Source organism: Bradyrhizobium macuxiense (assembly GCF_001542415.1).
In the GTDB taxonomy this organism is placed as follows: Bacteria; Pseudomonadota; Alphaproteobacteria; order Rhizobiales; family Xanthobacteraceae; genus Bradyrhizobium; species Bradyrhizobium macuxiense.
In genome coordinates this window covers 23,177-31,681 of the sequence record NZ_LNCU01000082.1, presented here as the reverse complement: position 1 = coordinate 31,681, position 8,505 = coordinate 23,177, and the positions used below count along the sequence as shown (strand labels likewise).

General features: G+C 65.8%; 10 protein-coding genes. 5 read left to right on the top strand and 5 right to left on the bottom strand.

Features of this window, described 5'->3' with window-relative positions; translation table 11 throughout:
* Both AS156_RS44885 and AS156_RS24340 read right to left on the bottom strand, forming a co-directional pair.
* Positions 1–593, bottom strand: a 593-nt coding sequence (locus tag AS156_RS44885; RefSeq protein WP_430641812.1) for a DUF1501 domain-containing protein, incomplete at its 3' end; no start/stop codon positions are given.
* Positions 590–2,158: a DUF1800 domain-containing protein gene (locus AS156_RS24340; RefSeq protein ID WP_066509558.1), complete on the bottom strand. Its 1,569-nt coding sequence runs from the start codon at positions 2,156–2,158 to the stop codon at positions 590–592. The genes AS156_RS44885 and AS156_RS24340, both read right to left, overlap by 4 nt.
* Before the next feature lie 318 nt (positions 2,159–2,476).
* Between AS156_RS24340 and AS156_RS24335 the strand changes: the two genes are divergently transcribed.
* Positions 2,477–3,160 carry an HAD family hydrolase gene (locus AS156_RS24335; protein ID WP_066509557.1) on the top strand — a complete coding sequence of 228 codons (684 nt, stop codon included), beginning with the start codon at positions 2,477–2,479 and terminating at the stop codon, positions 3,158–3,160.
* Positions 3,161–3,265: 105 nt separating this feature from the next.
* Here the strand turns inward: AS156_RS24335 and AS156_RS24330 are convergent, their stop codons facing one another.
* The gene (locus AS156_RS24330) at positions 3,266–3,865 is read right to left on the bottom strand and encodes a TetR/AcrR family transcriptional regulator (protein ID WP_066509555.1); all 600 of its coding nucleotides are present in this window, start codon (positions 3,863–3,865) and stop codon (positions 3,266–3,268) included.
* Positions 3,866–3,955: 90 nt separating this feature from the next.
* Here AS156_RS24330 and AS156_RS24325 point away from each other — a divergent pair, with 90 nt between their 5' ends.
* The gene (locus tag AS156_RS24325) at positions 3,956–4,747 is read left to right on the top strand and encodes a crotonase/enoyl-CoA hydratase family protein (RefSeq protein ID WP_066509553.1); all 792 of its coding nucleotides are present in this window, start codon (positions 3,956–3,958) and stop codon (positions 4,745–4,747) included.
* Positions 4,748–4,898: 151 nt separating this feature from the next.
* Here AS156_RS24325 and AS156_RS24320 read toward each other — a convergent pair whose 3' ends face one another.
* Positions 4,899–5,606, bottom strand: coding sequence for a glutathione S-transferase N-terminal domain-containing protein (locus tag AS156_RS24320; protein ID WP_066509550.1), 708 nt, complete (start codon positions 5,604–5,606; stop codon positions 4,899–4,901).
* A 205-nt stretch (positions 5,607–5,811) separates the two neighbouring features.
* On the opposite strand from AS156_RS24320, the gene AS156_RS24315 reads away from it, so the two are divergent.
* Together AS156_RS24315 and AS156_RS24310 are read left to right on the top strand one after the other, a co-directional pair.
* The gene (locus AS156_RS24315) at positions 5,812–6,927 is read left to right on the top strand and encodes an MBL fold metallo-hydrolase (RefSeq protein WP_066509548.1); all 1,116 of its coding nucleotides are present in this window, start codon (positions 5,812–5,814) and stop codon (positions 6,925–6,927) included.
* A complete protein-coding gene (locus tag AS156_RS24310) occupies positions 6,924–7,544 on the top strand; it encodes an SCO family protein (RefSeq protein ID WP_082747705.1) in 621 nt (206 codons plus the stop codon). Before AS156_RS24315 ends, AS156_RS24310 begins: the two co-directional genes overlap by 4 nt.
* Positions 7,545–7,660: 116 nt before the next feature.
* On the opposite strand, the gene AS156_RS24305 is transcribed toward AS156_RS24310, so the two are convergent.
* Positions 7,661–7,894 (bottom strand): hypothetical protein, encoded by a 234-nt coding sequence (locus tag AS156_RS24305; protein WP_066509545.1) that lies wholly within the window; start codon positions 7,892–7,894, stop codon positions 7,661–7,663.
* Positions 7,895–8,015: 121 nt separating this feature from the next.
* Here AS156_RS24305 and AS156_RS44875 point away from each other — a divergent pair.
* Positions 8,016–8,505, top strand: a 490-nt coding sequence (locus AS156_RS44875) for a LysR family transcriptional regulator (RefSeq protein ID WP_245313038.1), incomplete at its 3' end; no start/stop codon positions are given.

Sequence of the window (8,505 nt, the reverse complement as noted above, 5' to 3'; positions counted from 1 at the left end):
ATCGCCGTGTCGTCGGCGGCCTGCGGCAGTGCCGCCGGTGCCCAGCCAACGGTGGGCGCGGCGCCGCGCAGCACCAGCGGCGTGGTCGGACCGACCGCGAGCGCGCTCATCACCCGCTCGCCCTTCGGCAATGCCTCCAGCGCGCGATTGAGCCAGCCGGACTGCACCCGGCCCGGCCCGGGAAAGCCGCTTTCGAGCACGTCCTGGCCATCGAAATGCGAGCGATCGCGATAGGAGGTTGCGACCGCATGGACCACCGCGGCCTGTTTGGCGCGATACATCCGCGCGAATTCCGGCATCGCCGGATGCAGGCCGAAGAACGGGTCGAGCATCACGGAGGCGTTCGGCCCATCGGGCCTCAGCGCAATCGCGCCATGCAGGCCGGCATAGTCGGGGTCGCCGACCGGCGCGACGGTGGCGAGCCCGTCGAGCGCGCCGCGCAGGATCACGACGACGAGCCGAGAATCACGGCCGTCGGCCGCGCGCGCGAATTTCGGCAAATAGGCCCAGGCGGCAAAGGAGGCGCCACCGAGCAGCAGCGCGCGGCGCGACGTCGCGTGCATCATCAAGCTCTCAGAGCATTCCATCGTCATCTCCTCTGGAATTCCGGCGACATCAGCAACAGCGCCAGCGCCTGCGGTCGCGATTCCGCACGCTCGACGGTGCGCCGCGTCTCGGGCGAGGCAGCATCCGCGGCGACGAGATCGAGCAGCTCGCGCGGGTCGAGCCGGTCGCCGAGTGTGGCGCCGAGCTGCGCTGATATATCGAGCCGTAGCTTCAGCTCTTCCGGCGCGGCCCAGGCCGCGCTGGTGTCCGGGAAGCCGTTCGGACCGGCAGGAGACCACAGCGGCTGGCCGAGCACGTTCAGCCCGTTGAGATAGCGCCCGGGATCATCCGGATTGCGCGCCAGCAGCCGGCCGGTCGCGATCAGGAATTCGTAAGGGCTGCGCATCTTGGTCAGCGGTGCCTGCCAGGCCTCGTCGGACTCGACCAGCGACTTGGCGAGCGCCCCGAGATCGCCGTCGGTCCTGGTGAAGACATCCTGCAGCTTCGCGACCAGCGCCGGCGGTGGATCGTCGGCGACGAAATGACGCGCGAATTTGGTGGCGATGAATTTAGCGGTCGACGGATGCCGCGCGATATCCGACAGCACCGCCTCGCCCTGCGCGATGCCGCTCTGCGCATAGGTCTTGCCGAGCACGCGCTGCGGGCCGGGCTCGTGCGCATTGGCGTTGAACACGAAGCTGCCGGGCGCGCCGAGCTGGCCCTGGCGGCCTGCGAAGGTCCATCCCGTGATCACCCGCGCGAACGACGTCACGTCGTCCTGGGTATAGCCGCCGCCGACGCCGAGCGTGTGCAGCTCCATGATCTCGCGGGCGAGATTCTCGTTGAGGCCGCGGTGGCGGTTGATGCCGGCGCGCGAGTCCGGGCCGAGCGATTGCTGGTTATCGAGGAAGAACAGCATCGCCGGATGCTGCTCGACCGCCCTCAGCATGTCGGCAAAACGCCCGAGCACATGCGGGCGGATCGCCTCGCGCTCGAATGAGCCCGCCCACATCCGCGCCAGCGCGCCCTTGTTGGCAGAGATGCAGAAATGATTTGACCAGAACACCACGAGCCGCTCGGCAAAGCCGCAATCGGCGACAACGCCGCGCTGCAGCCGCGCCAGCGCCTCGGCACGGTACGTCTTCTGGATGATGTTGAGCGGTTGCGCCGGGGGCTTCGGCGGATTGGCCGCCGGCGGCATCCCGGCCGGCGACATCGCCGCATTGGCGTTGTCGGCCGTCCGCGCCGGCGCCTGCATCGTCGGATCCTTGGCCGTGATCTCCTTGGCGATGCTGGACAGCGACGGACTGCGCCGCTGCGGCTGCATCGCGTCGGACGACCGCGGCGTCTCCGTCGCGGTCGCTTGCGCTTTCTTCGCGGCTTCGCGCGACCGCTTGATCTCGAACTGATAGTCGAACACCTGCTTGCCGAGCTCGGGCGTCGAAAGCAGGCCGGGGACCTCGAGCAATGCGCCGTTCGGACGCGCGAGTTCCGCCATCACGAAACCGCGCGGATCGGACGCTGCGTTGATGAAGTCGCCGGATGCGCCGCCGCGCGCACCAAATCCGAAGCGATTGAGGGCAACCAGGGCGGCTTGCGAATCACGGGCCATTGCAATTCCCTCGGCGGCATATCCCGGCTATATGATCTGCGCAGGATGATAGCGCGGCTCGAGATGAACCCGAGATTAATTGGTGGATTAAATCGCGGTTAGGAATGCGCTTCTCGTCATGACAAGTCCGTCTGAAAAACCCTCCCCGCGCCGCCTTGCCTGCGCGAAATGCGGCGTCGAGTTTTCCTGCACGCCCGAAGGACCGTGCTGGTGTTCCGACGAAAGCTTCCGCCTGCCGATGCCGACCGACGGCGGCGACTGCCTGTGTCCTGCATGCTTACGCAAACTGGCGGAACAACACGCAAGCGTGAATGCGACATGAGCGAGCGCTGGGCCGTCGATGCCGTCCTGCTCGACATGGACGGCACGTTGCTCGACACCGAGAGGGTCTATTTCGACAGCCTCGTCGCGGCGCTGAACGAATCCGGCTACGATGACGGCGTCGTCGCGCTGTGCCGCTCCATGGTCGGCCTGCCCGGACCGGCCTGCGAGGCGATACTGATCGAACGCTACGGCGCCGGATTTCCGCTCGCCGAGGTGAGCCGCGCCTTCGTCGTCAACCGCGACCGCATGTTTGACGCTGCGTTGCCGCTGAAACCCGGGACGCTTGCGTTGCTCGACGGCCTTGCTGCCGCCGATTGCCCGACGGCGATCGTCACCTCGTCATCCCGCCGCACCGCCGAGCGTCATCTTGCTCTCGCCGGCATCCGCAAGCGTTTCGATACGTTGCTGACGCTCGACGATGTCACGCACGGCAAGCCGGATCCGGAGCTCTATCTGAAGGCGGCGGCCCATCTCGGCGTGACGCCACAGGCCTGCGTTGCGGTGGAGGACTCGAACCACGGCGTCGCGGCAGCGCACGCCTCAGGCGCCATCACGTTGATGGTCCCCGACATGGCGCCGCCGACCGAAGAGACGCGCGCGAAATGCGCTGCAGTGCTGCCGGATCTGAATGCGGTGCTGACGATGCTGCAGGACAAGGCGTCATTGCGAGGAGCGTAAGCGACGCGGCAATCCATGCTTCCGCAAGCGGCGCTATGGATTGCTTCGCGGAGCCTGTCAACGGGCGGCGCTTCGCGCGCCGACCGTTGGCTCGCAATGACGGCTTCATCGCCCGGCGCGCTTGCGTCTCCCCGCAAGCTCAATCTCGATCAACGTCCGCGCCGCCTCTCCCGCCGTCTCCATGTAGCTCGCGTCGCGATGCAGCAGCACCACCGCGAATGAGCCGTCCAGCAGCAACAGCATCTGCCGCGCGAGCTTTAGCGGATCGGCGATGCCCTCGGCGGCGAAGGTCGTACGCAGCCAATCCTCGAACTTCTTCTTGTGCGCGGCGCCGATCTTGATCGCGGGATGGCCGGGCATGTTGGCGAGCTCGGCCGAGGTGCGCAGGAAGCCGCATCCTTTCCATTTCGGATGCCGCGCCGAGCGCGCGAGATTGCGGAAGATCGCCTCGACCTTCGTTGGCAATCCGCCGTCGGCCTCCGCGAACCATTTCCGGAACAGCGCAAGGTTGGGCTGGTCGCGCGCGGCGAGATAGGCGGCGACGAGGTCGTCCTTGCTCCTGAAGTGATAATACAGCGTGCGCTTGGTGAGGCCGGCCCTGGCAGCCACCTCGTCGACGCTCACGCGCCTGATACCTTCATTGTAGAACAGCGCGCTGGCCGCCTGGATGATGCGTTCGCGGGTGGGCTCGGAAGGTCTGGGCATCCGAGATATGTATACCAACCAGTGAATATACACAAATCGCGGCCGCCCCTACATTCGCCTCCGACACACGCCAATGCCGGAGACCGCATCATGACTGCCCCCATCCTGCTCGACATCGACGACGGGATCGCCCTGATCACGTTGAACCGCCCCGAGCGGCTGAACGCGTTGAGCTACGCGCTGATCGACCACCTGATGGCCGCGCTCGACCGCATCGAGAGCGACGTCGCGGTGCGCGCCGTGATCCTGACCGGCGCGGGCGAGCGCGCCTTCTCGGCCGGCGCCGACATCCACGAATTCTCCGCAAGCGTGCAGCAGGGCGCCGCGGTCACGGTGCGCGATTTCGTTCGCCGCGGACAAGCGATGACCGCTCGGCTCGAGGCGTTCAGGAAGCCTGTCATCGCCGCCGTCAACGGCCTCGCCTTCGGCGGCGGCTGCGAGATCACCGAAGCCGTGCATCTCGCCGTCGCCAGCGACCGGGCGTTGTTCGCCAAGCCCGAGATCAAGCTCGGCATGCCTCCGACCTTCGGCGGCACGCAGCGGCTGCCGCGGCTGGCGGGGCGCAAGCGCGGACTGGAGTTACTGCTGACAGGCGAGCCGTTCTCGCCGGACCATGCGCGCGAGATCGGGCTCGTCAACCGCGTCGTGCCGCACGATCAGTTGCTGGACGCCGCCCTCGAACTGGCCGGCCGCATCACCAGGCATTCACCCGGCTCCGTCAGCAGCGTCATCACCGCGGTGACGCGCGGCCTCAACATGCCGATTGCCGAGGGCCTGCTGGTCGAGAGCGAGCAGTTCGCCGCGCTGGTGCCGAGCCGCGATCTCAGCGAGGGGCTCGCGGCATGGAAGGAGCGGCGTCCGGCGAAGTATGTCGGGGGGTAGTTCCTCTCGTCCCGCAACCGTCATTGCGAGCCAACCGGTCGCGCGAACGCGCGCCCGATGACAGGCTCCGCGAAGCAATCCATCTAACCGCAAGGAGAGATGGATTGCTTCGTCGCTTCGCTCCTCGCAATGACGGGGAAAGAGCCGCGCCCTACCGCACCACCGCCGCAGTCTGCCCGAACAAGAGCTTGCGCTCTTCCTCGGTGCGGATCGCGGGCTGGCCGAAATTCGGGTTGACCTCCTTCGCTTTGGCGTAAGCGCGCTCGGTCGCCGGACGCTTGCCGATGGTCTCCAGCCAGCGTTTCAGATGCGGGAAATCGTCGATCTCCTGGCCCTGGTTCTTGTAGGGCACGACCCAGGGATAGCTCGCCATGTCGGCGATCGAGTAGTCGCCGGCGATGAATTCGCGATCGGCGAGGCGCTTGTTCAGCACGCCATAGAGCCGGTTGGTCTCGTTGACGTAGCGGTCGATCGCGTAAGGCAGCTTTTCGACCGCGTAGTTGCGGAAGTGATGGTTCTGGCCGGCCATCGGTCCGAGCCCGCCCATCTGCCAGAACGTCCACTGGATCGCGTCATAGCGCCCGTAGAGATCGCTAGGCAGGAACCGTCCGGTCTTCTCGGCGAGATAGAGCAGGATCGCGCCGGATTCAAAGATGGAGATCGGCTTGCCGCCGCCCTTCGGCGCGTGATCGACGATCGCGGGAATACGGTTGTTCGGCGCGACCCGCAGGAACTCCGGCTCGAACTGATCCCCCTTGCCGATGTTGACCGGAAAGACCTTGTACTCCAGCCCGGTCTCTTCGAGGAACATCGTGATCTTGTGGCCGTTCGGCGTGCTCCAGTAGTGAAGGTCGATCATGGGACGATCCTGGGTTGACGGCGCGCACAAGCGTGCGCTGCAAAAGAAGATGCGATTGCATGAATTTGGGCGGAAGCCGTCCGCGAGTCAATGACCGCATCACGACCGCGCACGAATGTGATGAGCGCATCGGCAATTGACCGCCGCGAGATTGGACCTAAGCTCGCGGACGTATTGCATGATGATTTTTTCAGGAGGTTTTTCCATGACAAGAGAGTTGGCAAGACGTGACTTCCTGAAGGGCTCGGCGGCCATCGCCGGTGCGGCTGCGGCCGGCGCGTTCTCCTGCGTCGAGATCGCGGGCGCGGCACCGATCGAGGTGCCGACCGTCGACAAGCTCTCGATCAAGGTGCTGGTCGATTCCAGCTACGACCTGTTCTTCAAGCCGAAGCAGGCCAACGGCGTCTCGATCGCGCCGCCGGCGCGCATGCCCGACTTCCGCAGGTCGCTGCACAATGAATGGGGCCTGTCGCTGTGGCTGGAATCGGAGGCCGCAGGCATCCAGCGCACGCTGATGCTGGACTACGGCTACACGCCGGACGTGCTGCTCAACAACATGGAGTTGGTCGGGGTCGATCCCGCCAAGATCGACGCGCTGATCGTGAGCCACGGGCATTACGATCATTTCGGCGGCCTCAACGGCTTCCTGGACAAATTCCGCGACAGGCTGCCGGCCGACGTGAAGCTCTATGCCGGCGGCGAGGACAATTTCTGTCATCGCGTGAGCGCGACACCGACCAAGGGCCAGTTCACCGATTTCGGCACGCTCGATCGCCGCCAGCTCGCGGCACAGCGCGTCACCACCGTGCTGTGTGAAACACCGACCGTGATCGCGGGCCATGCCTTCACCACCGGCAAGATCACCCGCCGCAGCATTGAGCGCGTGCTGCCCAACACCTGGGTCGAGTTCAGCATGAAGGACGGGCTCGGCTGCAACGCCAGCCACTATCTCCCGGCCGAGATGGAAGGCAAGATCGTGCCCGATGAGCACATTCACGAGCACGCGACCTGCTTCAACGTGAAGGATTTCGGTCTCGTCGTCATCTCGTCCTGCGGCCATGTCGGCATCGTCAATTCGGTGAAGCAGGCGCAGGAGGTCTCGGGCATCGAGAAGGTGCACGCGATCGTCGGCGGCTTCCATCTTGGGCCGGCGCCGGAGGACTACCTCACCGAGGTGGTCGCCGAGATCAAGAAGCTCGATCCTGACGTAGTCGTGCCGATGCATTGTTCCGGGCTCAACTTCGTGCAGGAGGCAACCGCGCAGATGGGCGACAAGGTGCTGGTCACGACCACCGGCAGCCGCCTCTCCTTCGGCATATGATCCGCGCCATCGCGTATGCCGGCGTCTCGCTGTGGCTGACGCTGGCCTCCGCACTCGCGGGCGACACGCCGGCGCAATCGGCACGCTCGGCCGCCGAGATCATGGACATCCTGATGTGGAATCGGGAGCCGGTCGGCGGCCCGTTCACGCTCACCGACCAGGCCGGCCATGAGCGCACCGACCGCGACTTCCGCGGCAAACTCATGCTTGTCTATTTCGGCTTCACCTATTGCCCCGACGTCTGCCCGGCCGATCTGCAGGCGATCGGCCTCGCCCTCGACAAGCTCGGCCGCGACGGCAACCAGGTGCAACCGATCTTCATCACTGTCGATCCCGAGCGCGACACCGCAACTCATCTCGCCGACTATGTGCCGCTGTTCCATCCGCGGCTGATCGGTCTCACCGGCAGCGCCGAGGCGATCCGCAAGGTCGCGGACGCCTACAAGGTCTATTACGCCAGGGTCCCGCTGGATGCCGGCGACTACACCGTGGACCACACCGCCTACATCTACCTGATGGATCGCGACGGCAATTACCTCGGCTTCTTCCCGCCAGGCACGTCAGCGGATCGGATGGTCGAGATCATCCGCCCCCGGCTCGCCGAGCCGGCGCGCTAGGTCGGCGTTGCGTCCAGAAGGTCGTCATGGCCGTCCCAGCCATCCATGTCTTTCTTCGCATGGCAACCAAGACGTGAATGCCCGGGACAAGCCCGGGCACGACGAATCTGCAGGTCTCAATGCACGCGCCCGTGCTCGCGTAAAAACGTCTCGCCGCTTTCCGTCACCATCACGCGCATGCCTTCGATCGACGGGCGACGCGCGACGTAGCCGCGGTCGACGGCGTCTTCCCAGATCGTCAGCCGCGGGCATGAGGTACGCCAGACCTCGAGCACCTCGGCATAAGGTCGCGGCTCGCGCGCGACCCACTCCACGAGATCGAGCACCAAGGCATCGGTCGTCTCGGTCATTTGGTCCTCGCTGCGCTCAAAGGGGACTCGATCAGTATTGTACCGCTATTTCACCCCCGCTTGGACCATCCGCACAAACTGAGTTATCTTGCCCTTGCATCAGTTTTCCTGAGGGTCATGCATGCGGCGGCTGCTCTTTCTCAACGGCATCAAGGCGTTCGAAGCCGCGGCGCGCACCGGCAGCTTTGCCGCCGCGGGCCACGAGCTCAATGTCTCGGCCGCCGCGATCAGCCGGATGGTGCATCTGCTGGAAGAGCGGCTCGGCGTCGCGCTGTTCGAGCGCAAGGCCAACCGGCTCGTCACCACACCGGCGGGCCGCGCCTATCAGAGCGGCCTGACGCCGATCTTCGACGCACTGGCGAGCCTGACCGCGCAGGTCACCGCGTCCGTGAGCACACGCGTGCTAACCGTCGGCGTCGGCCCGACCTTCGCGATGAAGTGGATGATCCCGCACCTTGCCGACTTCCGCAAAGAGGAGCCCGACATCGAGGTGCGGATCACGACCGGCGGCATGCAGGTGCCGTTCGCCGACGACTGGAGCTGCGGCATCCAGCTCGGCGACGGCGAGTGGCCGGGCCTGGTCGCCGAGCCGCTGTTCGCCGCCGACCTCG

Coding starts and splice junctions, on each gene's coding strand:
- AS156_RS24340 (WP_066509558.1), bottom strand. CDS start 2,158: ATGGCCCGTGATTCGCAAGCCGCCCTGGTTGCCCTCAATCGCTTCGGA.
- AS156_RS24335 (WP_066509557.1), top strand. CDS start 2,477: ATGAGCGAGCGCTGGGCCGTCGATGCCGTCCTGCTCGACATGGACGGC.
- AS156_RS24330 (WP_066509555.1), bottom strand. CDS start 3,865: ATGCCCAGACCTTCCGAGCCCACCCGCGAACGCATCATCCAGGCGGCC.
- AS156_RS24325 (WP_066509553.1), top strand. CDS start 3,956: ATGACTGCCCCCATCCTGCTCGACATCGACGACGGGATCGCCCTGATC.
- AS156_RS24320 (WP_066509550.1), bottom strand. CDS start 5,606: ATGATCGACCTTCACTACTGGAGCACGCCGAACGGCCACAAGATCACG.
- AS156_RS24315 (WP_066509548.1), top strand. CDS start 5,812: ATGACAAGAGAGTTGGCAAGACGTGACTTCCTGAAGGGCTCGGCGGCC.
- AS156_RS24310 (WP_082747705.1), top strand. CDS start 6,924: ATGATCCGCGCCATCGCGTATGCCGGCGTCTCGCTGTGGCTGACGCTG.
- AS156_RS24305 (WP_066509545.1), bottom strand. CDS start 7,894: ATGACCGAGACGACCGATGCCTTGGTGCTCGATCTCGTGGAGTGGGTC.